The sequence below is a fragment of the Aquibium sp. ELW1220 genome (genome assembly GCF_030398385.1).
In the GTDB taxonomy this organism is placed as follows: Bacteria; Pseudomonadota; Alphaproteobacteria; order Rhizobiales; family Rhizobiaceae; genus Aquibium.
Window position 1 is genome coordinate 42441 of the sequence record NZ_JAOAOQ010000025.1, and the last position, 25163, is coordinate 67603.

23 protein-coding genes are annotated in these 25163 nt (G+C 67.1%); 16 read left to right on the forward strand and 7 right to left on the reverse strand.

The genetic code is table 11. The features are described from left to right. Positions 1–115: 115 nt before the first annotated feature. The gene (locus tag N1F91_RS20250; protein WP_289994963.1) at positions 116–1564 is read right to left on the reverse strand and encodes a methyl-accepting chemotaxis protein; all 1449 of its coding nucleotides are present in this window, start codon (positions 1562–1564) and stop codon (positions 116–118) included. A gap of 230 nt (positions 1565–1794) precedes the next feature. On the opposite strand from N1F91_RS20250, the gene N1F91_RS20255 reads away from it, so the two are divergent. Then, a complete protein-coding gene (locus N1F91_RS20255) occupies positions 1795–2199 on the forward strand; it encodes a Fur family transcriptional regulator (protein ID WP_289994965.1) in 405 nt (134 codons plus the stop codon). Between the two features lie 34 nt (positions 2200–2233). Here N1F91_RS20255 and minE read toward each other — a convergent pair whose 3' ends face one another. Genes minE through minC form a run of 3 tightly spaced genes read right to left on the reverse strand, consistent with a single transcriptional unit; the run spans position 2234 to position 4072 of the window. Then, positions 2234–2503: a cell division topological specificity factor MinE gene (gene minE, locus N1F91_RS20260; RefSeq protein ID WP_289994967.1), complete on the reverse strand. Its 270-nt coding sequence runs from the start codon at positions 2501–2503 to the stop codon at positions 2234–2236. Continuing rightward, positions 2500–3315 carry a septum site-determining protein MinD gene (minD, locus tag N1F91_RS20265; protein WP_289994968.1) on the reverse strand — a complete coding sequence of 272 codons (816 nt, stop codon included), beginning with the start codon at positions 3313–3315 and terminating at the stop codon, positions 2500–2502. The genes minE and minD overlap by 4 nt, the downstream gene beginning before the upstream one ends. A gap of 22 nt (positions 3316–3337) precedes the next feature. Further along, entirely contained in the window at positions 3338–4072 is a 735-nt protein-coding gene (gene minC / locus N1F91_RS20270; protein WP_289994970.1) for a septum site-determining protein MinC, read from the reverse strand. A 272-nt stretch (positions 4073–4344) separates the two neighbouring features. On the opposite strand from minC, the gene N1F91_RS20275 reads away from it, so the two are divergent. The 6 genes from N1F91_RS20275 (at position 4345) to N1F91_RS20300 (ending at position 7634) form a co-directional block, all read left to right on the forward strand. Beyond that, entirely contained in the window at positions 4345–5001 is a 657-nt protein-coding gene (locus N1F91_RS20275; RefSeq protein WP_289995020.1) for a TetR/AcrR family transcriptional regulator, read from the forward strand. Further along, on the forward strand, positions 4998–5465 hold the full coding sequence (locus N1F91_RS20280; protein ID WP_289994971.1) for an SRPBCC family protein: 468 nt from the start codon (positions 4998–5000) through the stop codon (positions 5463–5465). Before N1F91_RS20275 ends, N1F91_RS20280 begins: the two co-directional genes overlap by 4 nt. 18 nt (positions 5466–5483) lie before the next feature. After that, the gene (locus tag N1F91_RS20285; protein WP_289994972.1) at positions 5484–5906 is read left to right on the forward strand and encodes a VOC family protein; all 423 of its coding nucleotides are present in this window, start codon (positions 5484–5486) and stop codon (positions 5904–5906) included. A 10-nt stretch (positions 5907–5916) separates the two neighbouring features. After that, the gene (locus N1F91_RS20290) at positions 5917–6390 is read left to right on the forward strand and encodes a VOC family protein (RefSeq protein WP_289994973.1); all 474 of its coding nucleotides are present in this window, start codon (positions 5917–5919) and stop codon (positions 6388–6390) included. A gap of 187 nt (positions 6391–6577) precedes the next feature. Next, positions 6578–7048 carry a mobile mystery protein A gene (locus tag N1F91_RS20295; RefSeq protein ID WP_289994974.1) on the forward strand — a complete coding sequence of 157 codons (471 nt, stop codon included), beginning with the start codon at positions 6578–6580 and terminating at the stop codon, positions 7046–7048. Then, a complete protein-coding gene (locus N1F91_RS20300; protein WP_289994975.1) occupies positions 7041–7634 on the forward strand; it encodes a mobile mystery protein B in 594 nt (197 codons plus the stop codon). The genes N1F91_RS20295 and N1F91_RS20300 overlap by 8 nt, the downstream gene beginning before the upstream one ends. Positions 7635–7670: 36 nt before the next feature. On the opposite strand, the gene polA is transcribed toward N1F91_RS20300, so the two are convergent. Continuing rightward, on the reverse strand, positions 7671–10643 hold the full coding sequence (polA, locus tag N1F91_RS20305; protein ID WP_289994976.1) for a DNA polymerase I: 2973 nt from the start codon (positions 10641–10643) through the stop codon (positions 7671–7673). A gap of 469 nt (positions 10644–11112) precedes the next feature. Between polA and N1F91_RS20310 the strand changes: the two genes are divergently transcribed. From N1F91_RS20310 to N1F91_RS20335, 6 genes are all read left to right on the forward strand, one after another. Then, positions 11113–12009, forward strand: a complete 897-nt coding sequence (locus N1F91_RS20310) for a lipid kinase (protein WP_289994977.1) — start codon at positions 11113–11115, stop codon at positions 12007–12009. A 103-nt stretch (positions 12010–12112) separates the two neighbouring features. After that, the gene (locus N1F91_RS20315) at positions 12113–13501 is read left to right on the forward strand and encodes a dipeptidase (RefSeq protein ID WP_289994978.1); all 1389 of its coding nucleotides are present in this window, start codon (positions 12113–12115) and stop codon (positions 13499–13501) included. 10 nt (positions 13502–13511) lie between these two features. Further along, positions 13512–14129 (forward strand): ribonuclease D, encoded by a 618-nt coding sequence (locus N1F91_RS20320; RefSeq protein WP_289994979.1) that lies wholly within the window; start codon positions 13512–13514, stop codon positions 14127–14129. A 341-nt stretch (positions 14130–14470) separates the two neighbouring features. Continuing rightward, the gene (gene rfbC / locus N1F91_RS20325) at positions 14471–15046 is read left to right on the forward strand and encodes a dTDP-4-dehydrorhamnose 3,5-epimerase (RefSeq protein ID WP_289994981.1); all 576 of its coding nucleotides are present in this window, start codon (positions 14471–14473) and stop codon (positions 15044–15046) included. A gap of 34 nt (positions 15047–15080) precedes the next feature. Next, positions 15081–15941 carry a dTDP-4-dehydrorhamnose reductase gene (gene rfbD / locus N1F91_RS20330; protein ID WP_289994984.1) on the forward strand — a complete coding sequence of 287 codons (861 nt, stop codon included), beginning with the start codon at positions 15081–15083 and terminating at the stop codon, positions 15939–15941. A gap of 175 nt (positions 15942–16116) precedes the next feature. Further along, positions 16117–17076 (forward strand): UDP-glucuronic acid decarboxylase family protein, encoded by a 960-nt coding sequence (locus N1F91_RS20335; protein ID WP_289994985.1) that lies wholly within the window; start codon positions 16117–16119, stop codon positions 17074–17076. A 43-nt stretch (positions 17077–17119) separates the two neighbouring features. On the opposite strand, the gene N1F91_RS20340 is transcribed toward N1F91_RS20335, so the two are convergent. Next, positions 17120–19432: a glycosyltransferase family 2 protein gene (locus tag N1F91_RS20340; RefSeq protein ID WP_289994986.1), complete on the reverse strand. Its 2313-nt coding sequence runs from the start codon at positions 19430–19432 to the stop codon at positions 17120–17122. A gap of 447 nt (positions 19433–19879) precedes the next feature. On the opposite strand from N1F91_RS20340, the gene N1F91_RS20345 reads away from it, so the two are divergent. From N1F91_RS20345 to N1F91_RS20355, 3 genes are all read left to right on the forward strand, one after another. Next, positions 19880–21679 (forward strand): ABC transporter ATP-binding protein, encoded by a 1800-nt coding sequence (locus N1F91_RS20345; protein WP_289994988.1) that lies wholly within the window; start codon positions 19880–19882, stop codon positions 21677–21679. Positions 21680–21767: 88 nt separating this feature from the next. Next, entirely contained in the window at positions 21768–22655 is an 888-nt protein-coding gene (locus N1F91_RS20350; RefSeq protein ID WP_289994989.1) for a glycosyltransferase family 2 protein, read from the forward strand. Beyond that, on the forward strand, positions 22652–23848 hold the full coding sequence (locus N1F91_RS20355; protein ID WP_289994990.1) for a rhamnan synthesis F family protein: 1197 nt from the start codon (positions 22652–22654) through the stop codon (positions 23846–23848). Before N1F91_RS20350 ends, N1F91_RS20355 begins: the two co-directional genes overlap by 4 nt. Here N1F91_RS20355 and N1F91_RS20360 read toward each other — a convergent pair. After that, positions 23845–24987 (reverse strand): hypothetical protein, encoded by a 1143-nt coding sequence (locus N1F91_RS20360; RefSeq protein WP_289994991.1) that lies wholly within the window; start codon positions 24985–24987, stop codon positions 23845–23847. The genes N1F91_RS20355 and N1F91_RS20360 overlap by 4 nt on opposite strands. Positions 24988–25163: the final 176 nt, after the last annotated feature.

The following is a 25163-nucleotide window of genomic DNA, read 5'->3' on the forward strand; positions in this document are numbered from 1 at the left end:
CCAACGTTACCATTGGTGTTTCCAAAATGGGGCTGTTTTTAGGAGTATGGGCAATGCCGGCCGCAGGACGACCGGAGACTGGCGGGAACGACGCCAAGGAACGCGGGTCGGTCGTTCAGTTCTCCGGCTTGTAGCCCATCCGGAAACCGCCCCAATGTCTGCCGCGCACGAAGATCGGCGCGGAGATGTCCTTCATCAGGACATAATTGCCGCCGCCCATGTCGCGCCGATAGGTCTGCAGCAGGAAGGGCCGCGTGTTGCGTCCGGCGCCGAGACCGGTGCGGTCGCCGAAGATGCGGTGATTGCGGCAGTTGGCGGCGTTCCACACCGGATCGTCGCCCTGCGGCTGCGAATAGACGAGGTTGTGGGTGGGCAGGTAGCCGTTGCGGTCGATCGCGGCGCAGAAGACGATGCGGTCGTTCAGCTTCAGCACCGGCTCCTGCAGCGGCGGAAGCACCCGGTCGGTGAAGGCGGTGAACCGCGTCAGGACCTGCTCCGGATTGGTGCGCGGGACGGGACGATAATCCTCGTCGAAGAGGTCGCTCAAGGCGATCTGGCCCGTATCGACCGCCGTTTCGAACAGCGCCGTGACCTCCGACGCCTTCTCGCGCACGAGATCGATGAAGAAGGTGTCGGGCGTCTCGATGCCGGATTCGGCGATGAAAAGGATCAGGTTCTCGGAGATGTCGAGGATGGCGGTCGAGCTGTGGCCGGCATCGTCAAGCTTCGCGTGGCAATCCTTCGCCATGCCGACCAGCTTGCGCAGTTCGTCGCGGACGTTGGAGCTGGAGCGGATATTCGACTGCACCGGGTCGGACATGCCGACGATGCGGTCGGTCAGCGTCTCCACGCTGGTGACGAGCGACTGGATGGTGCGCGTGGTGTCCGCCGCCTGGCCGGAGGCCTCCATGGCCGCCTGAGCGGTCACGGCGCTGCGCCTGGACTGGGAGAAGAGTTCGTCCAGCGTGCCTTCCAGCGAGCCGAGGCTGACCTCGTTCTGCTTGGCGAACATGCCGATCTGGTCGGCCAGAGCCTTGACCGCCGCGCCGATGACGGCGAACCCCTTTCCGGCATCGCCGAGGCGGGCAGCTTCGATCGACGCGTTCAGGGCGACGAGCTGGGTTTCGCGCGCAATCTCGTTGATCGAGGCACTGGCCGAGCTCACCTGGCGGATGGTCTCGGAGACACGGGCCAGCGATTCGGTGAAGGTGAGCACGCCCTTGCTCAGCGCTTCGAGCTGCTCGACGGAGTTGCCGATCGTCCTGGCGACGGTATCGGCGCTCTCGGACAGCACGGCGCGGGTGGCCTCGGCGGAGGACTTCGCCACGTCCATGCTCTCGGCGAGCCGCCTGTTGGCCTCCCCGGTCTGCCGGGCGGAAGCGACGACGGCGCGCAGCGAGTCTTCCTGCGCGCGGCCGAGCTTGACCATGTCCTCGACGAGACCGGCGATGCCTGCGATCTCGAGACCCAGCCGGCTGGCGCGCGGCCCGATGTCGGAGATGTCGGTCGCCATCGGTGATGCGACGGCCCGCTCCGGCTCGATGGCGAAAGTAACGGCGTTCATGGAAGCTCCCCGGCGATTACGGAAAGTTGTACAACCACCGGACTTTCGGAAACGTTAACCCTGATTGCAGCGCATGCGATCGTCCGTACCGGCCCCGCCCGAACGCACGGCGGCGATCGTGGCCCGCGGCATCCGGCGCGGGCTTGCGGAGCGTCCGCGGCTGGCGCAAAAGGGTCGAAATGCCGGTCGGGCTCATCGCGCCTGCGCCGGCAAGGAACAGGATGCGCCGAATGAACGACAGGAGCACGCTGACCCGCAACCAGCAGCTCGTGCTGGAGAAGCTGGAAGCCGCGCGCGGTCCGGTGAGCGCCTATGCGCTGCTCGACGGCCTGCGCGGCGAGGGTTTCCGCGCGCCGCTGCAGGTCTACCGGGCGCTCGACAGGCTGACCAAGGCGGGGCTGGTGCACCGACTCGAGAGCCTGAATTCGTTCGTGGCGTGCTCGGAGCACCACCACCACGCCGATTCCCTGACGGCCTTCGCGATCTGCGAAAAATGCGGCCAGGTGGCGGAACTCGCCGACCCGTCGATCGGCAAGCAGCTGGGCGACTGGGTGTCCGGCACAGGCTTCCGGGCGAGCCGCGCGGTGATCGAGTTCCGCGGGCTCTGCAAGGACTGCGCGGCCGCGGACAGCTGATCACCGCGGCGACCGTGCCGCCGGACCGTCGCCTTCAGCAGGCGACGGCGAGCCGCTTGTCGTCGTTCGGGATCTGGATGTCGATCTCGAGCGTCGAGGTGGTCTTGCCGCGGTCCATCGTGATCTGCACCTGGTCCTGGTCGATCTGGATGTGCCTGCCGATGACGGCCATGATCTCCTCGCGCAAGATCGCGACGAGATCGGGCTTGTTGCGGTTGTTGCGCTCGTAGGCGAGCAACAGCTGCAGGCGTTCGCGCGCGACAGGCGCGCTGGCACGGCGCTTGAAGAGCGATAGGAGTGTCATGCCGCCTTCCTTCTGAACAGCCGGTCGAAGAGTCCCCGCTTGTCGAACGGAAGCACGACCGGGAGGTTTTCGCCCTCGAGGCGGCGTGCCGCGTCCATGTAGGCCTTGGCGGCCGGGTTGGTGGGTTCGTTGAGCGTCACCGGCGCGCCGACGTTGGAGGCGCGCAGCACGCCCTGGCTTTCCGGAATGATGCCGAGCAGCGGCACCGACAGGATTTCGAGAACGTCGTCGATGGCAAGCATTTCGCCACGCGCGGCGCGTTCGGCATCGTAGCGCGTGACCAGCACGTGCTTCTTCAGCTCCTCGCCGCGTTCGGCCTTCATCGTCTTGGAATCGAGCAGGCCGATGATGCGGTCGGAGTCACGCACCGAGCTGACTTCCGGATTGGTGATGATGACCGCCTCGTCGGCGAAGCGCATGGCGAGCTGGGCGCCGCGCTCGATGCCGGCCGGGCTGTCGCACAGGACGTAGTCGAAGACCTGGTTCAGACGCGCGATGACGTCGGCCACGCCCTCCTCGGTCAGCGCGTCCTTGTCGCGGGTCTGGGAGGCGGCAAGCAGGAACAGCGTGTCGATGCGCTTGTCGCGGATCAACGCCTGCGAGAGCTTAGCGTGCCCCTGGATGACGTTGACGAGGTCGAAGACCACCCGGCGCTCGGCGCCCATGACGAGATCGAGGTTGCGCAGACCGACGTCGAAGTCGACGAGGGCGACGCGCTTGCCGGTCTGTGCGAGCGCGGCACCCAGAGCCGCCGTCGAGGTCGTCTTCCCGACGCCCCCCTTGCCCGACGTGACCACTATTACCTTGCCCATTTCGGAGGTTCTCCAGTCCTGACTATTTGAGGGGTGCGACGACGAGCGCGCCGCCGTCGAGGAAGGCCTGGACCGCTGCGCCACGGTGCCCGGGTTCCATGTCCTCGGCGGTGCGGTACCAGCCATTGACCGCGACGAGCTCGGCCTCGTTGCGGCGGCAGAAGATGCGGGCCTGGTCGTTGCCATCGGCGCCCGCGAGTGCGCGTCCGCGCAGCGTCCCGTAGACGTGGATCGAGCCGGAAGCGACGATTTCGGAGCCCCAGGAAACGTCGCCGAGGACGATGACGTCGCCGTCCATGTGCACGATGGAACTGCCGGAACGGACCGGCGTGTCGACCGTCAGCGTCCTGCCGGACTTCGCCTGAACGGGCTTCTGCCCGGCGGCCGGCTCGGCCTCGGCGGACGGAGGCGCAGCGCGGGCGAGGAGGCCGTCGAGCGTGGCCTCGCGGGCGCCCGTCAGGAGCGGTGGCAGGTCGTTGCCCGCCGCGCCGACCTCGATGCCCTCGATGGCATAGACGCGGATGCCGCGCGCAGCGAGCGCCGCGACGAGCGCCACGACGTCGTCGGTCGCTGGCTTCAGGGCGGCGAGATCGAGCACGACCGGGCGGCCGGCGAAGAAGCCCGGCGAGTTCTCGATCCAGCGGTCGAGGCCGTCGATCCATTCGCCGAGCGGCGCTTCGGGCGCCAGCGCGAAGGCCACGAAGGACCGGGCGCGGAAGCGGATGGCTTTCTTTTCGATAGGGGCGGCGCTGGTCACCGAGTCGATTCCTTACTGACCGTTAAGGAATGGAGCCGCCGTGGTTAACAAGTGGTTAACGCGAGGGGGGAGCAGCACGCAGATGCGGCTGCCGGGGGCCTGATCCAACGGCAGGGCCTGCTCGCACCGCTCGCGGAGCGGAAGATTCGCGGCACGGGCCAAACGAGGCGGATGGCATCCACCGGCCTTTCGGGGTGCCATGAACATTGAGGACTTGATTACAAACCAACTGGTCGGTATTAAACACGGGACTTGTCCGACGGAGGTTCCCCCTGGCCCGCCCCGCAAACCCGCAAACGCGCACGCGCCTGCTCGAGGCCGCGACGAACGTCATCCGCGCGCAGGGCTTTGCGGCGACGACGGTTGACGACATCTGCAGGGCGGCCGGGCTGTCGAAGGGTTCGTTCTTCCACCATTTTTCCTCGAAGGAGGATCTGGCGATCGGCGCCGCGCAGCACTGGGCGGAGATGACAGGCGCACTCTTCGCGGCTGCGGACTACCACGCGCCCGCCGACCCGCTCGACCGGCTGCTCGCCTATGTCGACCTGCGGCGGGATCTCGTCCAGGGGACGCTGCCGGAGTTCACCTGCCTCGTCGGGACCATGGCGCAGGAAGCCTACGAGACCGCACCGGACATTCGCGAAGCCTGCTGGGCGAGCATCCACGGCCATGCCGGGACGCTGGTGGCCGACATCCAGGCGGCGATCGACGACCGCGGGCTGTCGCCCGACTGGACCGCCGAAAGTCTGGCGCTGCACACCCAGGCGGTGATCCAGGGCGGCTTCATCCTGGCCAAGGCGAGCGGCGAGACGCGGCATGCGATCGAGGCGATCGACCATCTCAGGCGCTACATCGAATGCCTGTTCGGCGTTCGCCCGCAGAGCGGGAACGGCATCAACGACGGGAAAAAGGAAGGAACGAACCCATGACCACCGAACCGAAACACGTGCTCACGCTGAAGCGTGTCATCGACGCCCCCGTTGCCGCGCTCTGGCGCTGCTGGACCGAGCCTGACCTGCTGAACCAGTGGTTCTGCCCCAAGCCCTGGTACGTGACCGACAGCCGCGTGGACCTCAGGCCCGGCGGCGAGAGCTTCAACGTCATGAACGGGCCGAACGGCGAGCGCTTCGAGAATCGCGGCGTCTATCTCGATGTGGTGCCGCAGGAGCGGCTGGTCTTCACCGACGCCTTCCTGCCTGGATGGATCCCCTCCGACCGGCCCTTCATGGTCGGCGAGGTGCTGTTCGAGGATGCAGGCGACGGCCGCACGACCTACACCGCCCGCGCCATGCACTGGTCGGAGGAGACCATGAAGGAACACGAGGCGATGGGTTTTCACGAGGGGTGGGGCAAGGCCGCCGACCAGCTCGCGGAACTGGCAAAGACACTCTGAAACCGGGAGGAGAAACCGATGGAACCGACGATCTACCTGAACTTCAAGGGCAACTGCCGCGAGGCGATGACCCTCTATGCCGAGACGCTGGGCGGAACCGTGCTCGGCGTCTTCACCAATGCCGAGGCGCCGGCGCCGGAGGAGCGGATGCCGGGCGGCGACGACCTGGTCATGAACATGTCGATCCGGCTCGGAAGCGCCACCGTGATGGCGTCCGACGCGCCGGAGGAATGGTACTCGAAGCCGCAGGGCTTCTCGGTCTCGATCACGCCGACGTCGATGGAGGAGTTCGACCGCATCTACGCGATCCTGGCGAAGGACGCCGAGCGGATCATGATGGCGCCGGCCGAGACCTTCTGGGCCGACCGCTTCGCCATGTTCACCGACCGCTTCGGCACGCCGTGGATGCTGATCATCGAAGGCTCGAAACGCGCCACCTGAGGAGGACGCCATGACGGAGACCCCCAAGGTCCGCACCTGCCTCTGGTTCGACGACCAGGCGCTGCCGGCGGCCGAGTTCTACTGTGGGCTGATCCCCGGCAGCCGCATCGGCCATATCGGCCGGCATGCGGAGGGGCAGCCGATCGCCAAGGCCGGAAAGGTGCTGTCGGTCGAGTTCACGCTGGCCGGCACGCCCTACCAGGCGCTGAACGGCGGGCCGCACTTCACGCTGAGCGAGGCCGTGTCGATTTCGGTCTCGACTGCGGACCAGGCCGAAACCGACCGGCTGTGGGCGGCACTCACAGCCGACGGCGGGGCGGAGAGCCGGTGCGGCTGGCTGAAGGACCGCTTCGGCCTGTCGTGGCAGATCGTGCCGAAGCGCGCGGTGGAGCTGTTCACCGGGCCGCAGAGCGCCAAGGTCTGGCCGGCGCTGATGCAGATGCGGAAGATCGACATCGCGGCGCTGGAGGCGGCGGCGGGGTGAACGAACCCGCTTGCCCGTGCGCGGCGGAGAGGTTGCGGATAACAGCCGTGCGCATCCCAGATCCGCTGAAACGCCTATCTTTTGATATGCAGAAAGCGTCAAAATGCATATCAATAGATTGACGCTCAAGCGACTCTCGCCTATTTCTTGATAGGCAAGAGTGTCGACGCCAAAGGGCGAGCGGGCAATGACTGTCAAGACCACGGCCAGGAAGCAGTATTCACAGATCGTCGACCGGATGGCGGAACGACTGGCGACGGCGGCAACGCCTCCCGAAGGGTGGCTCACCGTGCTTCGCAAAGCGCTCGGCATGTCGGGCTCGGACGTCGCAGCACGCGCGGGGGTCAGTCGAAATGCGGTCTATCAGGCCGAACGCAACGAACGCGACGGCGCCATCACGATCAACCAGATGCAGAAGCTCGCGCAGGCGATGGGCGGACGCTTCGTCTATGCGATCATTCCCGAAGAGGGCAACGCCGACTCTCTCATCCGTGCCCAAGCGCGCCGCAAGGCGGAGGCCCGGGTGCAGCGCGCCAGCGCTCACATGGCTTTGGAAAAGCAGTCGCTGACCAGCGCCCAGACGGCGCAGCGCGTCGACGACCTGACGGACGAAATGCTTCGCGACGCACCGTCCGACTTCTGGAAGTCCAATGACTGACGATCCGGATGGGGCGACGCCGCTCGATCCGGACGAAAGGCACGGCCTCAGGTTTGCACATGTCACGACACGCGGCGAGCTTGACGAGCTCGAACAGGCGAACATCGAGCAAGGGCTCGCCTGGATCGCGCGACGCCGCGGGGGATCCATCTTCGATGACCGCTTCGTCCGAACCTTGCACAAGCGTCTCTTCGGAGACGTCTGGGCCTGGGCGGGCACGTATCGCCGGACGGAGAAGACCATCGGCATCGATCCGCTGCACATCCCCGTGCAGCTTCGCATGCTGCTCGACGACGCGCGCTACTGGGCAAAGAACAGCGTCTATCGTCCGCTCGAAGCTGCGGCGCGCTTCCATCACAGAATGGTGCAGGTTCATCCATTTCCGAATGGCAATGGCCGACACGCCCGGATTGCCGCCGACATCCTCCTTCAAGATGCCTATGCGCACCCTCCCGTAGCATGGTCGATCGGGTTTGATCTGCAGGCCCACCATGCGCGCCGAGAAGCCTACATTGCGGCGCTTCGCGCGGCCGACGCCCGAGACTACAGCCCTTTGCTGGCGTTCGTCGGCGCAAGGGATTCGTAGCGATGCGGAAACCGGGCGGTCATTGGTACCCAGCCCTCAATGCGCCTCGTCCCAGTTGCTTGCCGCCCTGGCATCCACCCGCAGCGGCACACGCATGGCGACCGCCGGCATGGCGGCGTGTTCCATGACGTGGCGGATGACGGGGATCGCCTTGTCCACCAGGCTCTCGGGGGCTTCGAAGATCAGTTCGTCGTGCACCTGCAGGAGCATCTCGACGTCGGACAGGCCTGCCTTGTCCAGCTCGTCCTCCATGCGAACCATCGCGCGGCGGATGACGTCGGCGGCCGAGCCCTGGATAGGCGCGTTGATGGCGGCGCGCTCGTTGAAGGCGCGCACCTGCGGGTTCGAGGCGCGGATTTCGGGGTAATGCGCGCGGCGGCCGAAGATGGTCTCGACATAGCCCTTGTCGCGCGCAATCGCCTTGGTCTCGTCCATGTAGTCGCGGATGCCGGGGAAGCGCTCGAAATACTTCCTGATGTAGGCGCCGGCCTCCTCGCGCGGGATCGACAGCTGGTTGGCCAGCCCGAAGGCCGAAATGCCGTAGATGATGCCGAAATTGATCGCCTTGGCGCGGCGGCGCACCTCGCCCGGCATGCCCTCGACCGGCACGCCGAACATCTCCGAGGCCGTCATGGCATGGATGTCGATGCCGTCGGCGAAGGCCTGGCGCAGCTGCGGGATGTCGGCGACATGGGCGAGGACGCGCAGCTCGATCTGCGAATAGTCGGCAGAGATGAGCTTGCGGCCGGGTTCGGCGACGAAGGCGGTGCGGATCTTGCGGCCTTCGGCGGTGCGGATCGGAATGTTCTGCAGGTTGGGCTCGGATGAGGAGAGCCGGCCCGTCGAGGTCGACGCCATCGAATAGCAGGTGTGGACGCGCTTCGTGTCGCGGTTGATGAAGCCCGGCAGCGCGTCGGTGTAGGTGGATTTGAGCTTGGTGAGCTGGCGCCAGTCGACGATGCGGCGCGGCAGATCGTGGCCCTCGGCGGCGAGATCCTCCAGGATGCGCGCGGAGGTGGACCACTGGCCCGTCGCGGTCTTTGTGGCGCCGGCCAGTCCCATCTTGCCGAAGAGGATGTCGCCCAGCTGCTTGGGCGAGCCGATGTTGAAGCGCTCGCCTGCGAGCTGGTAGATCTCGTCCTCCAGCGCGGCGGCCGCCTGCGCGAAATCGCCCGAGAGACGCGACAGGATCTGGCGGTCGACGGCGATGCCGCGTCGCTCCATGCGGCCGAGCACGTCGATCAGCGGCCGCTCCAGCCGTTCGTAGACCGAAATGAGGCTCTCTGCGACGAGGCGCGGCTTGAGCAGGCGCCAGAGCCTGAGCGCCACGTCTGCATCCTCGGCGGCATAGGTGGTGGCGCGGTCGATGTCGACCATGTCGAAGGTGACGGCCGACTTGCCGCTGCCCGCAACCTCCTTGTAGGCGATGCAGGTGTGGCCGAGCCAGCGCTCGGCCAGCTTGTCCATGCCGTGCCCGCCGGTGTTGCCGCTGGAGGAGCCCCCATCGAGCACGTAGGACATCAGCATCGTGTCGTCGAGCGGCGCCATGGTGAGGTCGAGCCGGTCGAGCAGCACCCAGTCGTACTTGATGTTCTGGCCGATCTTCAGCACCGAGCGGTCGACGAGCACGGGGCGCAGCGCCGCCAGTGCCGCGTCGAAGGGAATCTGGCCCGGCAGCCTCTCGCCGCCGCCGAGCAGGTCGCCGGTGCCGTTGCGGTGGGCGAGCGGCACGTAGGCGGCCTTGCCCGGGCGGGTGGCGATGGAGAAGCCGACGAGTTCCGCCTCCATGGGATAGAGCGAGGTGGTTTCGGTGTCGATCGACAGAACGCCGGTCTCGCGGGCATCGGCCAGCCAGTCGAGCAATGTCGCAAGGTCGCGGATCGTGACGTAGGCGGAGCGGTCGATCGGCGTGGCGAGAGCCTCGGCCGCGCGGGCGGCAACGAGATCGGCAGGGGTGGGCGCACCGGCCATGGCGGGGGACGATCCCGCCGGGCTCGGCTTCGGCTCGCCGCCGGCCGTCAGGCTTCCGCCGGGCGGATCACCGGCTCCGACGTCGGGACCGTGCGCGTCTGCGCCGCGCTGGACTTCGATCTCGGCGGCATCGACGGCGGTCGCGTCGGCATCCGTCGCCTCGGCGACGCGGCGCGTGAGCGACGTGAACTCCATCGCCTTCAGGAAGCCGATCAGCTTCGGGCCGTTCGGCGGCTGCAGCGTCAGGTCGTCGAGCCCCTCGGCGAGCGGCACGTCGTTGCGCAGCCGCACCAGCTCGCGGGAGATGCGGGCCTTGTCGGCGTTCTCGATGATGCTCTCGCGGCGCTTGTTCTGCTTGATCTCGGAGGCGCGGGACAGCAGCGTGTCGAGATCGCCGAACTGCTCGAGGAGCTGGGCTGCGGTCTTGGGCCCGATGCCCGGCACGCCCGGCACATTGTCGACGGAATCGCCGGTCAGCGCCTGCAGGTCGATCATCTTCTCGGGCGGCACGCCCCATTTCTCGATGACCTCGGGCACCTTGATCTCGCGGTCCTTCATCGGGTCGTACATCGAGACGGTCTCGCCGACGAGCTGCATCAGGTCCTTGTCGGAGGAGATGATGGTGGTGTCGGCGCCGGCCTCGCAGGCGAGCCTGGCATAGGTGGCGATGATGTCGTCGGCCTCGAAGCCCTCCATCTCGATGCAGGGCAGGTCGAAGGCGCGGGTGGCCTGCCGGATCAGCCCGAACTGCGGCACGAGGTCTTCGGGCGGGGCGGACCGGTTGGCCTTGTATTCGGGGTAGAGCTCGTTGCGGAAGGTCTTCGAGGAATAGTCGAAGATGACGGCGAAATGCGTCGGCACGACGCCGACATCGGTATCGCGGGCACTGACCATCAGCTTCCACAGCATGTTGCAGAAGCCGGAGACGGCGCCGACCGGTAGCCCGTCCGACTTGCGGGTCAGCGGCGGCAGTGCGTGATAGGCGCGGAAGATGTAGCCCGAGCCGTCGACGAGGAAGAGATGATCGCCCTTTTTCATGGGCGAAGGCTTAGCGCGGGAACCGGGCGAAATCCACGCGAAACGACGCGGCCGGCACATCCCTCCCGCCACGATGTGACGGGCGCGCGGCCTCCGGCGGTTGAATCCGCGGTCGGCACGTGGCATAGACGGGTCACCAGCCGGACCGAGCGCCGCGTGGACCTGCCTCCACAGACCGCCCTCTGCTCCGCAGCGCCAAGGCGCGGGCACGTTCACGAATTGGTTACGAAGATGTAATCTTCGCGCCCTTGAATCGCCACGATCGAAATCCAATTTTCATGTCATCGGAAGTTGCTTCCGAGTTCGGTCAAAGGCCCGTCCCCCGCCTCGCCGAACAGCGCGGCGGCCTCATCCCCCCCTCTCCGGGCCGCCGCATTTTAAAGTCCGGCCACCGTGGTAGTCCCCCTCCACCACGGTGGCCGATTTTCGTTTCGGGAACCCCTACCGGCCTCAATTCGACGGATACTGGATGCAAGATCGAACCGACGCCCGCAAGCGACGTGCGCTGCTGCTGTTCAACCCCGGTGCCCGGCGCGCGGCAGAGGGATTCGGTGCGGTGATGCCGCGGCTGGTACAGGGCGGGCTCGCCGTGACCGTCGAGCCCTTCTCGGCGCTGCCGGAGCTCGCGCGCGACATCGTGCGGCTGCGCGAGACGGCGGACCTGATCGTGCTGTGCGGCGGCGACGGGACCATCGCGTCCGGCGCCATGGCGGTGATGGAAAGCGGCCTGCCGCTGGGCATCATCCCGATGGGCACCGCCAACGACCTCGCCCGCACGCTCGACATTCCCATGGACCTCGAACAGGCCGCCGACGTGATCGTGTCGGGCGCCACGCGGCGCATCGACGTCGGCTCCGTCAACGGCCATGCCTTCTTCAACGTCGCCAGCATCGGGCTCTCCGCCGACCTGGCGCGAAAGCTCGACGCCGGGCTGAAGAAGCGCTGGGGCCGGCTCGGCTATGCCATCGCCGCGCTGCGCGTGCTGTCGCGAAGCCGCCGCTTCGAGGCGACGATCACCGAGAAGGACTTCGAGACACAGGTTTCGACCTATCAGATCGCGGTCGGCAACGGTCGCCACTACGGCGGCGGCAACGTGGTGGAGGAAAAGGCGTCGATCGACGACGGCTATCTCGATCTCTACAGCCTGGAGGTCTCGAACGTGTGGAAGCTGGCCGCCATGATGCGGTCGTTCCGGGCCGGGCGGCAGGGCCTCTGGAGCGAGGTGCGCACGGCCAAGTGCGTGCGCTTCGACGTGGTGACGAGGCGGCCGATGCCGGTGAACACGGACGGCGAGATCGTCACCGCGACGCCGGCCCGCTTCATGGTGCATCCGGCCGCGGTGGAGGTTTTCGTTCCGAAGACCTGACGTCGCGCGCGCCGACCGCTTGTCCAAACACCCCCTCCCCTTTCGGTCGCCCTTGCAGTAGGGTCGCGCCTCCTTTCCAGAGTGCATTCGCGAGCGTCCCGCCATGACCGTTCCATCCTCCGTTCTCTCGGCTCTCGATTCCGGCCTGCCCGGCAGTCTCGATCGTCTGTTCGAACTGTTGCGCATACCGTCGATCTCGACGGACCCGGCCTATGCCGGCGACTGCCGCAAGGCGGCGGAGTGGCTGGTGGAGGACCTCGTCTCGATCGGCTTCACCGCCGGCGTCCGGGATACCGCCGGCCATCCGATGGTGGTGGCGCATCATGCGGGTGCCTCGGCCGACGCGCCGCACGTGCTGTTCTACGGTCATTACGACGTGCAGCCCGTCGATCCGCTGGAACTCTGGGAGGACGATCCCTTCGCGCCCGCCGTCAAGACCGGGTCATCGGGCCGCAAAATCATCACCGGTCGCGGCTCGGCCGACGACAAGGGCCAGCTGATGACCTTCGTGGAGGCCTGCCGCGCCTGGAAGGCGGCGACGGGCTCGCTGCCCTGCGCCGTGACCATCCTGTTCGAGGGCGAGGAAGAGTCCGGCTCGCCGTCGCTGAAGCCCTTCCTCGAAGCCAATGCCGAGGAGCTGAAGGCCGATTTCGCGCTGGTCTGCGACACCGGCATGCTGGACCACGAGACGCCCGCGATCTCGACCGGCCTGCGCGGCCTCGTGGGCGAGGAGATCGTGGTGAAGGCGGCGAGCCGCGACCTGCATTCGGGCCTCTATGGCGGCGCGGCGGCCAATCCGATCCATATCCTGTCGACGATCCTCGCCGACCTGCACGACGCGGACGGCCGCGTCACGCTCGCCGGTTTCTACGACGGCGTCGACGAGACGCCGCCGGAGATCCTGGCCGGGTGGGAGAAGCTCGGCAGCCGGGCCGAAGACCTGCTGAGCGACATCGGCCTGTCGGTCCCCTCCGGCGAAAAGGGCCGCTCGATCCTCGAACTCACCTGGGCCCGGCCGACGGCGGAAGTCAACGGCATCACCGGCGGCTATACCGGCAAGGGCTTCAAGACCGTGATCGCCGCGGAAGCCTCGGCGAAGGTGTCGTTCCGCCTGGTGCACCGGCAGCAGCCCGAGGCGATCCGCGCCGCCTTCCGCGCCTTCGTGCAGGAGCGCATCCCGGCCGATTGCTCCGTCGAGTTCCACAAGCATGGCGGATCGCCGGCGATCCAGCTGCCCTACGACTCGCCGCTCCTGATCAAGGCGAAGCAGGCGCTCTCGGACGAGTGGCCGAACGAGACGGTGATGATCGCGATGGGCGGCTCGATCCCGATCGTCGGCGACTTCCAGTCCTTGCTGGGCATGGACTCGCTGCTGGTCGGCTTCGGCCTGCCGGACGATCGCGTCCATTCGCCGAACGAGAAATACGAATTGTCGTCGTTCCAGAAGGGCCAGCGGTCCTGGGCGCGCATTCTCGGCGCGCTGGCTGCCTGAGGAGAACAGAATGACCATCCGCTTCCACAAGCACGACCTGCCGGATCTCTCGAACTACGCCGTCGACGCGGTCGCCATCGACACCGAGACACTCGGCCTGAAGCCGCATCGCGACCGGCTCTGCGTGGTGCAGATCTCGCCCGGAGACGGGTCGGCCGACGTGATCCAGATCGAGCGCGGCCAGACCGAGGCGCCGAACCTCGCCAGGCTGCTGCGCGATCCGGGGATCACCAAGATCTTCCATTTCGGCCGGTTCGACCTCGCCGTGCTGTTCCACAACCTGGGCGTCATGCCGCAGCCGGTGTTCTGCACCAAGATCGCGTCGCGGCTGACACGCACCTACACCGACCGGCACGGGCTGAAGGACGTCTGCCAGGAGTTTCTCGGCATCTCGCTGTCGAAGCAGCAGCAGTCGTCGGACTGGGCGGCGGAGATCCTGTCGCCGGAGCAGCTCGAATATGCCGCCTCGGACGTGCTGCACCTGCACCGGCTGCGCGAAGCACTGACGGCACGGCTGATCCGCGACGGCCGGGGGTCGGAAGCGGAGGCATGCTTCGACTTCCTGCCGACGCGGGCGAAGCTCGACCTGATGGGCTGGGACGAGGAAGACATCTTCGCGCATTCGTGACGGCTGCGGCGTGATCGCCGCCGGCCGCCTTTCCTGGCCTGAACCCTTCCGCCAGGCCGCGCACTCGGCCGACGACGTTTCGGGGGCCGTGCGAGCCAGTTCCGACGGCGCATCCGCAGCGAGGCAGAACCGGCGGCGGCGGCCTCTTGCGTCGCGGGCTGCGCGGTGACGCATTTCGGCCGCCCCTTACGATGGGGAGCGGAGACATGCACACCGACCGGACTGCGCAAGATTGCGCAAGAACGGTATCCGCTTCTGCTTGTCTTTGGCGCGCAGGCCGTTATGTGGTCGGCGCGATGCATGCGACACGTTCTTGGCGCCTGCCGAAGAAGACGGGAGCGATGGTGAACATACATCCGGGGGTGGAGCAGCAAAATCCTGGCGGCGTCCTGGTGCTGGAACCGCGACGTTTCTCCGACGAGCGGGGTTACTTCGAAGAGATCTGGAACCGGACGCGCTTTCGCGACCTCGGGATCGATGTCGACTTCGTCCAGGACAATTGCTCGATGTCGGCCACACCCGGCACGCTGCGCGGCCTGCATTTCCAGGCGCCGCCGCATGCGCAGGACAAGCTGGTTCGCTGCACGCAGGGTGCGATCTTCGACGTGGTCGTCGACATCCGCCGGGGTTCGCCGACCTATGGAAGCTGGATGGGCGTGGAACTGACGCAGGGCAACGGACGTCAGATCTTCGTGCCGAAAGGCTTCCTGCACGGCTTCGTCACGCTCGAGCCGGACACCCTGGTGCAGTACAAGTGTTCGGACGGCTATGCGCCGGACTGCGACAGGTCGGTGCGCTGGGACAGCCTCGGCATCCACTGGCCGCTCGAGACGGCGCCCGTCCTGTCGACGAAGGATGCCCAGGCGATGCCCTGGTCGGACTTCGACAGTCCCTTCGTGCTCGGCGAGAACGCATGAGGGACCGGGCGGCACGTCACGGGAATCCGGCAGGATGAAGCTCCTCGTCTTCGGCAAGACGGGTCAGGTGGCGCGCGAACTCGCACGGCGCTGCCCGCCCGGCATGCAGGCGATCTTCCTTGGCCGCGAACAGGCCGACCTGTCGGTGCCCGAACGCTGCGCCGCGGCCATCCGCTCGTCGGACGTCGACGTGGTCATCAACGCTGCCGCCTGGACCGCCGTCGACCATGCGGAGGACGACGAGACGCTCGCGACGCTGGTGAACGGCGCGGCGCCGGGCGCCATGGCGCAGGCCTGCGCAGAGCGCGGCATCCCGTTGCTCCACCTTTCCACCGACTACGTCTTCGACGGCTCCGGCACCCGGCCCTTCGAGCCCGCCGACGCACCGGCACCGCTCAATGCCTATGGCCGCTCCAAGCTCGCCGGGGAGGCCGCCATCCGCGCAAGCGGTGCCCGCCATCTCGTCCTGCGGACGAGCTGGGTCGTGTCGGCGCATGGAACCAATTTCGTCCGGACGATGCTGCGGCTGGGGCGGGAGCGCGACGTCGTGAGGGTCGTCTCCGACCAGATCGGGGGACCGACGCCGGCCGGCGCGATCGCCGAGGCGCTGCTGTCGGCGGCGCGCGACATGGCGGCGGGGGCGGCCGGCGGCACCCACCACTTCGCAGGCGCACCCGACACGAGCTGGGCCGAGTTCGCCCGGGCGATCATGACGGAAGCCGGCCTGTCCTGCGCGGTGGAGGACATCCCGAGCGCAGCCTATCCGACCAGGGCGCGCCGGCCGCTGAATTCGCGGCTGGACTGCACCGGCTTCGAGCGGGCGTTCGGCATCGCCAGACCGGACTGGCGCGAGGGCCTGGCAGAGATCGTCGCGGAGATCGGGGGAGCCGGGTGAGCCGGGGCGAGACCGGCGCTGCCGGCGCGTCCGCCCCCACGTCCGGCAGCGGCCGGACGCATCGTGCGATGCGTTCGAGCGGGACGGCTTTTCCATGCGGCCAGACTGTGGCATGCCGTGTTCCGCTGGCGTGGGCACGCCAGCCGGCGCCTACCGGTACCAAGGATCTCCTGCGATGATTCCATCCCGCGGCTATCACGAGCGCGTCCTGGTGACCGGCGGCGCGGGCTTTCTCGGCTCGCATCTCTGCGAGCGGCTGCTCCAGCGCGACACGGAGGTCGTCAGCGTCGACAATTACTTCACCGGCTCGCGGACGAATATCGGCCACCTCCTCGCCAACCCGCGTTTCGAGGCGCTGCGGCACGACATCACTTTCCCGATCCATCTGGAAGTCGACCGGATCTTCAACCTCGCCTGTCCGGCATCGCCGGTGCACTACCAGCACGACCCCGTCCAGACGACGAAGACCTCGGTGCACGGGGCCATCAACGTGCTGGGGTTGGCCAAGCGGCTGCAGGCGCCGATCCTCCAGGCCTCGACCAGCGAGGTCTATGGCGATCCGACCGTGCATCCCCAGACCGAGGACTACTGGGGCAACGTCAACCCGATCGGGCTGCGGGCCTGCTACGACGAGGGCAAGCGCTGCGCCGAGACCCTGTTCTTCGACTATCATCGCCAGCATGCGGTTCCGATCAAGGTCGTACGCATCTTCAACACCTACGGACCGCGGATGCACCCCAATGACGGACGGGTGGTCTCGAATTTCATCATGCAGGCGCTGCAGGGCGCGCCGCTGACGATCTATGGCGAGGGACAGCAGACGCGCTCGTTCTGCTATGTGGACGATCTCGTCGAGGGCATGATCCGCTTCATGGACACCGGACCGGAACACACCGGACCGATCAACCTCGGCAATCCGGAAGAGATCACCATCCTGGAACTGGCCGAGAAGGTGCTGCGGCTGACGGGCTCGTCCTCGTCCATCGAGCGGCATCCGCTTCCGGCCGACGACCCGAGACAGCGCCGGCCCGACATCACACGGGCGAAGTCGGTCATCGGCTGGGAACCGAAGGTGTCCTTCGAGGACGGTCTGGAGAGAACCATCCACTCCTTCAAGTCGCGCTACTTTTCGTAGGGCGGCTGGTCGACGCGGCCACGAGGCGCGCGAACCGGTGCGGCTACTTCCTGATACCGAAATCCTCCGCATGGGTCGTCAGGTTGGGCGAGTAGTAAGGATCGGCCGCCAGCTGCGCCGGCCAGCGTTCCTTCATCGCCGCGATCTCGCCGTCGAACCGCGCCTTCTTCTCCGGCGTGTCGTCGGCGCCGCGCGAGGGGCTTTCGTGATGGTAGAGCTCGGCAAACGGGGTCCAGACGTTGTCGTAGCCCGCGGCCCCGACGCGCAGGCAGAAATCGACGTCGTTGAACGCGACCTTGAACTGGACCTCGTCGAGCCCTCCCACCTCGTCGTAGACGGAACGGCGGACGAGAAGGCAGGCGCCCGTGACGGCCGACAGGTTCTGGAGCACCCTGGCGCGCGAGAAGTAGCCGTTCTCACCGCGGGGCAGATGCTTGTGCGAATGTCCGGCCACGCCGCCGATGCCGAGGATCACGCCGGCGTGCTGGATGGTGTCGTCGGGAAAATAGAGCTTCGCGCCGACGCATCCGACGCGGTCGAGCTGTGCCCACGAGACCATCTCGGCGAGCCATTCCGGCGTGATGACCTCGACGTCGTTGTTGATGAGACCGATGATTTCGCCGCGGGCATGCCGCACCGCCGCGTTGTTGATGGCCGAATAGTTGAACGGGTGCGGATGGGGGATGACACGCACATTGTCGTGGAGCGCGATCTCCTCGAAGTAGGCGAAGGTCTCCTCCTGCTGCGAGTTGTTGTCCATGACAATGATCTCGAAGGTCCGGTAGGTGGTCCTTTCGAGGATCGACCCGACGGCAACCCGCAGGAGATCGACGCGGTCGCGCGTCGGAACGATCAGGCTGACGGGCGGCTCCGGCTGCCGGATCGCATGGCGGACGCGGTAGAACGGCAGGCCGGGGATGTCGAGTGCGCGCGCATCCGGCGCCGTGCGCGCGAGATGTTCTTCGAGCGCGCGCAAGCCGTTTCCGTAGGCGTACCCCTTTTCCGAGCCCGCCAGCGCCGTCGATCCCGACACGGCCCGCCAGTGATACAGCACCTTCGGAACGTGCAGGATCTGGCGCGGCGCCGCCCGCTCGACGATCCGCAGGACGAGGTCGTAGTCCTGGCTACCTTCGAAGCCCGGCCGCCATCCGCCCACCGCGCGCACGAGATCGGCACGGCAGACGGTGAGGTGATTGAAATAGTTCATCGAACGCAGGAGTTCTGGCGAATGGTCCGGCTTGAAATGGGGATCGAAGCGCCGTCCCGCGTCGTCGATCTTGTCTTCGTCGCTGTAGACAAGCGCGGCATCGGGGTGCGCGGCGAGCGCGAGAGCGACCTCCGCGAGCGCGTTCGGCGCCAGGACGTCGTCATGATCGAGCATGGCGACCCATTCGCCCGTCGCGAGCGCGAAGGCGGAATTCGTGGCATGGCAGATGTGGCCGTTCACGCTGCGGTGCACGACCTTGATGCGCCGGTCGCGCGCGGCCCAGCGGTCGAGTTGCGGTCGGACATGCGGGCTGCGCGACCCGTCATTGGCGATGCAGAGCTCCCAGTCCGGGTTGACCTGGTCCAGCACCGATCGGATCGCTTCATCCAGGAGCTTCGGCGGCGTGTCGCAGACCGGCATGACGATGCTGATGAGCGGCCGGGAAGGCAGCGCGGCAAGGCGCCGCGCCAGCCGCGAGCGATCCTGTTCGTCGACATAATCGAACTGCCCGATCCAGGCATCGTAGTCGCCGATCGCCCCCGGCTGCGGCCAGAAACGGCCGAGATCGATGAAATCCTTCGATCGCTTGAGGCGCGCGTAGTCCGTCCAGAGAGCCAGGAATGGCGCGGCGCGCCAGTGCGCGTGGCGCAACGCCGACAGAACCAGGCCGAAGAATCGCCGGTGGAGCCTGAGCCGGCAGACCCTTATCGACGTGCAGCGGGGCTCCGCGATTCCGCTTGCGGGATCGAAACGCAGCGAATCGAAGGGGAGTCGCGCCAGAAACCGCCCCTCATAGCGGTTGGACCTGCCGACCCGCGACAGTGCGGCGGATTGATACCTGGAAAAGGCGCCTGCCTGCGCGACATAGATGCGCGGGCAGGCCGGCACGTCGGGCTCCAGTTCGGCGACGATGCGATACCACCCCGACCGGAGCATCCGGAACGCAAATGCGACTTCACCGTCGTGGACGTCCGATACGATCCCTGAAGGATCGCTTTCCCGCGCATGCGCGGAGACATGCCCAGGCGAGAGGTCGAGCTCGAGACCGCAGATGCGACGCCTGAGACGATCGAAAAGCGTTCCTGCGCCGATCGGCGGCGACGGCTTTCCGCTTTCGTCACCGGCGACCGTCGCGTCGACTTTCGTCACGGCCGGCTCCGGGTCGGCAACGCCGACGCGTGACCCTGCGTCCGTTCCGCGCGGTCTGTCACAGCCGGCTTACGCCTGCGAAACGGCGACAGCATCTTCAAGGCGCCGCGTCCACGGCCGCGCATTCCACAAAGGGTGATGTATTGCGCCACGGCAGGCTGGTCCCGCGCCGCCGGCAGTTGTGCGGCACACTGTGCGCCCACTAACCAGAAGCCGAGCGCACCACAAGCGAAAACGTGGTGCATGACGCCGCCGGATGCGCAGGAAGGGAGGTGCGTCAGTGCCAACCGTGGCGATCAATTCGCACGCCGACCCCAACGGCACCCGTTGCCTTCCGGTCCCCGATTTGCGAAGGGCAAAGGATCGCAATCCGTTCGACCGCCAACCGCGCAACCTGGAGATGAACGGGACATGGCATCTTGGCTCGCTTCGGCGACGAGACCGTTGATGGATCTCCTTCAACGTCTCTTCAAGATCGAGAACGGCCTGCTGGTCCGGCTGTTCCAGGACAGTTTCCGCAAGCAGTTCAAATGGTATGCGCTGGCCATGGTGGGCATGGTGGTGACGGCCGGCATGACGGCCTCGACAGCCTACATCATGCGCGAGATCGTCAACGGCGTCGTCGTCGATCGCGACGTCCTGAAGACAATGGGGGTCGCCGGCGCCGTCGCACTCATCTTCGTCGTCAAGGGGGCCAGCACCTACCTGCAGACGGTGTTTCTCAGCCGGGCCGGCAACCGGATCATCGCGGACAATCAACGCGAAGTGTTCGACCGCATCATCCGCAGCGACCTGACCTTCATCCAGAGCAGGGCGACGTCGGACCTGCTGCTGCGTGTCACGCATGCGGCGCAGGCCGCGCGCAGCGTCATCGACACCATCGTCCTGTCCTTCGTCCGCGACAGCCTCACGATCGTCGGCCTGGTGATCGTGATGATCATCCAGCAGCCGCTCCTGTCGACGGTCGCGCTGGTCCTCGGGCCGCTCGCGCTGGTCGGAACGCGCCTGCTGATCTCCAGGGTGCGAAAGATCATGGAGATGGAGATGGCGTCGCTCGGCGAGATCATCCGCGTCGTGCAGGAGGCCACGACCGGGTTCAGGATCGTGAAGTCCTACGGGCTGGAACCGGTGCTGACGCGCGACATGGACAGGTCGATCACCGCGGTCGAGAAAAGAGCCAACGCGATCACCCGCATCGAGGCTGCCACCTCGCCCATGATGGAGACGCTGGCGGGAATCGCGATCGCGGGCGCCATCGCCTTGAGCGCGATCGCGGTGATCCAGAACGGCAACACGCCGGGCGAACTGGTTTCCTTCATGACGGCGCTGCTCCTGACCTACGAGCCTGCCAAGCGGCTGGCCCGCATGCGCGTGCAGATCGAAGCCAACATGGTCGGCGTCAGGATGCTGTTCGAAATCCTCGATCATCCGATCGAGCTGAAGGAGGCGCCGGATGCGGTGGACCTGCCGGCGGGTCCGGGCTTCATCCGGCTGGAGAAGGTCGGGTTCGCCTATCGCGGCGGCCCCGCGATCCTGAAGGACCTGGACATCAGCTTCGAACCCGGCAAGGTCACCGCACTGGTCGGGCCGTCCGGCGCCGGGAAGTCGACGATCATCAATCTGGTCATGCGGCTCTACGACCCGGACAGCGGCCGCCTGACCGTCGACGGACACGACATCGCCAAGGTGACGTTCAAGTCGCTGCGGCGGCGCATCTCCTATGTCGGCCAGGATCCGTTTCTCTTCGCCGGGACCATCCGCCACAACATCGCGCTCGGCGACGAGGCGGCGAGCGAGGAGCAGATCGTGGAGGCCGCAAAGGCGGCGAGCGCGCACGGCTTCATCATGTCGCTGCCCAACGGCTACGATACCGACGTCGGCGAGAACGGGCGCAACCTTTCGGGCGGACAGAAGCAGCGCATCACGGTCGCCCGCGCCTTCCTGCGCAACAGCGAGATCCTGATCCTCGACGAGGCGACGAGCTCGCTGGACTCCGAATCGGAGGCCGGCATCCGCACGGCAATCGAACAGCTGGCACATGGCCGCACGACGATCACCATCGCCCACCGCCTGTCGACGGTCGCACGGGCGGACCACATCGTCGTCATCGAGAACGGCAGGGTCGTCGAGCAGGGCCCTCCCTCCGAACTGCTGCGGACCGACGGCGCCTATCGCCGCCTCTACACCTACCAGCTCCTTCCCGATGCGGGGCCGGTGGCGAACCTGACCGGCGTGGCCGGGACGTGAGCGATGCGGCGGCGCATCGAGGCATCGGGCTTTGCGCCATGAGCCGGCGGCGCTTCGGCGCGGGACGGGCGTTCCGGAGCGGACCGCGATGACGCCCAGCGGCTCCGCCGTCGCGGATCGGATATCGATCGTCTGCGTCACGCATGAAAGCGGCGCGGTGGTCGGCGATCTCCTGGCAAGCGTCGCCGGGCGCTGCGCGGTCGTCATCGTCGACAATGCAGGATCGGACGTCGAGCTGATTGCGAAACTCGCCGCTCAGTCCGGCGCGAGGTTCATCGCCAACGGTCGCAACATCGGCTTCGGTGCGGCCTGCAACCTGGGCAGCGCCGCGACCTCGACAGAATTCGTCTTCTTCGTGAACCCCGACGCGCGGCTGCTGGAGGGCGCACTCGACGACATGCTCGTCGCCTTCGACCGCCATCCCGCCTGCGTGGCGGCGAGCCCGCGCCTCGTCGACCGCGAGGGACGCTCGGTGTTCAAGGGGCGCAGCGTGCTTCTGCCGCGGTCGCAGTGGATGGCGGAGCCCGTCCGCGACGACGTCGTGCCGGTGCTCAGCGGTGCGGCGCTCTGCGTCCGGCGCGAGGCCTTCGAGGCGTCCGGCGGCTTCGACGAGCGGATCTTCCTCTACCACGAGGACGACGACCTCAGCATCCGGCTGCGCGAGGGCGGAGCGGAACTGAGATATGTCCGCGATGCGGTCGTCGTGCATGCGGGCGGGCGCGGATCGAGCCGTTCGGTCTCGATCGCCAGGCGCAAGGGATGGTGGATGGGCCGATCGAGGATCTATGCCGCGCGCAAGCACGGTGTGCCCTTCGCTGTGCCCGAGGCCTTGGCCTCGGCGGCCATCCAGTGCCTGAACCCCGAACTCATCTGGTCGCCGCTGAAGCGCGGCAAGCAATGGGCCTTCCTGCGCGGCGTGATCGAGGAGGCGTGGGCCGGGGCGGGCGCTGCGCGAGGCGGGCGCGTGGCCGCATGAGCCTCGACGGGCGCAAACTGAAGCGCGAGATTGGCCGGGTGCTGCGCCAGATCGCGGGTTTCTCGGCCATGGCGGGCGAATATCTCCTGGCCACGCGCCGGCACGACAGGACGCTGCGGCCGGCGCAGGTCCGAACCATCGGGTGCGTGCCGCGAACGGACAAGGCGGCGATCTACGTGGTGTTTCCGCGCCATGGCGTGCAGGCCAGCCATGCCGAAAGCCTGCGCTACATCGCCTCGCGCGGCTACTCCCCCGTGACGGTGAGCAATCTTGCGCTCGACCCGGCCGACCGCGCGGCGCTCGCACGGCAAAGTTCGCTCCTCATCGAGCGGGCCAACTTCGGCTATGATTTCGGCGCCTATCGCGAGGGCGTGCTATCGCTCGAAGAGGAACTGCCGACGCTGCGGCGCCTGGTGCTTCTCAACGATTCCTGCTGGTTCCCGCTTCCCGGATCCCGCGACTGGCTGACGCTGGCCGAGGGGAGCGGGCTCGACTACGTGGGCGCGGCAAGCAACTACGCGATCGACCCGCCCGACGTCGCGCGGTTCGAGAGCCTCGAATGGCGCCAGGACAGGACGAGGCGCAGCTTCCACTACTGCTCCTTCGCGCTATCGATGTCGGCCGCGCTGATTTCGGATCCCGATTTCCTCCGGTTCTGGCGCGGCTTCCACCTCTCGGACGTCAAGTCGCGGACGGTGCGCCGCGGCGAGATCGGGCTGACGCAATGGGCGATCCGGCGCGGCCACCGGCACGGCAGCGTGTTCGAGATCGACGGCATCGACGGCGACCTCGCCCGGCTCGACCACGCCGCGCTGCGCCACCACGCCGGCCGGATCATCATTCCCGAACACTCCGTGCTCCGCGACACGATCGCAGCGTTTCTCGCCGACGACGCAGCAGGCGCGGTGCCTCGGCGGACGCTGGAGAAGCTGTTTCTCATGGCCGTCGCACGGCAGGGAATGGCCTACACCATTCCCGCCTATCTCCACGAGACGGCCGGCTATCCCTTCCTCAAGAAGTCGCCGGTCTGGCTCGATCCCGTCGCGCGGCAGAAGACGATCCGGTTCGTCGAAGGATTCGGCGCGGACGGTGCCGGCATGGTGGCGGAGATCGAGGCGATTGCCCGGGATCGCGGGCTCCGCGACGTCGGATCGTCCGCCGAGCCGCAGCGGCCGGCGGGCCGTACCACCTAGCCGGCGCGATAGCTCCTTCCCTCGTAGCGGCCATGGATCAGATAGTGCTCGGACGGGTCTGCATTGGCCGCCGCCACATCCGGGTTGCGCAGCAGATACTCGTCCGGATCGAAATCCGCAGGCAGTTCGGTCCTGCGCGGCCCGGCGCCGGGCGGGCGGTCCTCGATACCCTCGATCAGGGTCCGCACCGTCTGCATGAACGTCGCCATGTCGTGGGTGGAAAAGCCGTCATCCTCCGTCGCTGCACCACCACGAGGCGTATCGCGCACTGCGTGCTCTTTCGGCAGGAAGCCGTTGATCCGGGAAATGAGCTCTCCGTGTGCGCCGAGCAGGAGCCCGTCGACGTCTTCGTAGACGGGATCCGGCCGCGCATCGGCTTCCGAGCGGAAGCGGTCGATCAGCAGAGCCGCGAGCCGCGAGGAACGCGTATGCCGTGCCGTCATCACCACCTGCCTGGCCTGGCTGTAGGACAGCGACGGATTGTCGAGGCGATCGGGCCCGGCCTGAAGGTCGGGCGCGGCCGGATCGGCTCCGATCGCCTGCAGAAACACTTCGACCAGATTCCGCCTGTGGCGGTCGTAGTTCAGAAGCCGGCATTCGAGACTGCCGTCGAGGAACATGCGGAGGCGGTGCATCGCGCTGCCGCCGAGCCGAAGATCGGCTTCGACCCGCGCCCGAAAGTCGCGCGTCTCGCCATTGGCCTTCACGTTCTGCTTCCAGGCGGACATGTACCAGTCGTAGACGTCGCGGACGAAGGCGACGATCAGGACGTCGTGACGCGCCGACAGCGCCTCGAGCGCGCGCATCCTCTCGGCCGTGATCCAGCTACCGATGAACTCGCCGGACAGGAGGACGGTCTTCGTGCCGCTGATCGAAATGGCTTCCTCGACGGTGGACTCCAGATAGGTACCGATACGGTCGTCGCGGCTGCCAAGGAAGCGGTCGATGGCCGCACGCCGCTGGATGACGTGGATCAGATTGCCTGAGCAGGCGGCGAGGCCGAGCGGAGAGACAGTCTCGGGAAACGGGTAGGAGATGCCCTGCGCGGCCAGTGCCCCGACATTGCCCGACAGGAAAGCCTGGATCGCCGAGGAGCCGGTCTTGGCCAGGCCGACATGGATGATGATCCTCTTGCGCATGGCCCTTCGGTCGCTTCCTCAGGGCCTTCCGCGACCGGATCGCCCGACGTCTCGTCTGCCGGCATCCACCGCCCCCGGGCGCCGGCCAGGACGACGTCAAGCCCCGCCGCACCAGGCGCGACCTGCCCCGAAACGACGAAAGCCGCGGTGAACCGCGGCTTTCGTCGTGACGAGAA